The organism is Arthrobacter sp. NPDC080031 (assembly GCF_040702485.1).
GTDB lineage: Bacteria > Actinomycetota > Actinomycetes > Actinomycetales > Micrococcaceae > Arthrobacter.
Genome location: NZ_JBFBLA010000064.1, coordinates 1 through 1,243, shown reverse-complemented (window position 1 = coordinate 1,243; position 1,243 = coordinate 1). Strand labels below are relative to the sequence as shown.

1 protein-coding gene is annotated in these 1,243 nt (G+C 63.8%); it reads left to right on the top strand.

The window, feature by feature from the left end:
* Positions 1-66 precede the first annotated feature (66 nt).
* A protein-coding gene (locus AB0323_RS23980) for an IS3 family transposase (RefSeq protein ID WP_366179552.1) occupies positions 67-1,211 on the top strand; the annotation gives its coding sequence in 2 pieces (ribosomal slippage) (positions 67-343 and positions 343-1,211; 1,146 coding nt in all).
* The last annotated feature ends 32 nt before the right edge of the window (positions 1,212-1,243 follow it).

The following is a 1,243-nucleotide window of genomic DNA, read 5'->3' as shown; positions in this document are numbered from 1 at the left end:
GGGACTGCCCCCGGTTTTGTTGACTCCTTGACCTAGCGAGCTTGTGCTCGTGGAAGGATGTTGACCATGCCCACAGCTTATGGGGCGGAGTTCCGCCAGGATGTTATTGATGTGGCCCGCAAGGGCGAGGCGCCGCTGGCGCAGATTGCGAAGGATTTCGGGCTTTCGGTCACGACCTTGAAACGCTGGATCGCCATCGCCGAGCGCAAGGAAACCGGGGCCGGCCCGGCGGCAGCGGAGTCTGCCGAGATGCGGGAACTGAAGAAGCGTAACCGCCTGCTGGAGCAGGAGAACGAGATCCTGCGCCGGGCTGCCGCCTACCTGGCCAGGGACATCAACCCAAAATGATCTACCCGCTGGTCACGGATCTTGCCGCCGACGGTGTTCCCGTGGCGGTGACCTGCAGGGTGTTGGGATTCAGCAAGCAAGGCTATTACCGATGGAGAGCCAGCCCGGTGACGGAACGGGACTGGGCGGATGCGCATCTGGTCAACGCCGCCTTGGACATCCACGTCGACGATCCCGCCTTCGGATACCGTTTCATCGCCGACGAACTCCCGGAGAAGGGCGTCACGGCGGGCGAGAACAGGGTCCAGCGCTTGTGCCGGGACCACGGCATCTGGTCGGTCTTCTCCAAGAAACGTGGTCTGAATCGGAAGCCGGGACCACCGGTCCACGACGACCTGGTGGAACGTGACTTCACCGCTGCGGCACCGAACGAACTGTGGCTGACAGACATCACCGAACACCCCACCGCCGAAGGGAAGCTCTACCTCTGCGCGGTGAAGGACGTCTACTCCGGCAGGATCGTCGGCTACTCGATGGACTCGCGGATGAAGTCTTCACTGGCCGTCGCCGCGCTGGAGAACGCAGTCCGGACCCGCCGCCCGGCAGCGACCGTGGTGCACTCGGACCGCGGCTCCCAGTTCCGGTCCCGCCGCTTCGTCGAATCCCTCCGGCACCACGGGCTCACAGGATCCATGGGCAGGGTCGGCGCGTGCGCGGACAACGCCGCGATGGAATCGTTCTTCTCGCTGCTGCAAAAGAACGTCCTGGACCGTCAGCGGTGGCCCACCCGGAAGGAACTCCGACTGGCCATCACGACCTGGATCGAAAGAACCTACCACCGCCGGCGACGCCAAAGACGGCTGGGAAAACTCACGCCCATCGAATATGAAACAATCAACCGGACCGCGCTCACAGCGGCCTAAGACCCCGAGTCAACAAAAGCCGGGGCAGTCCC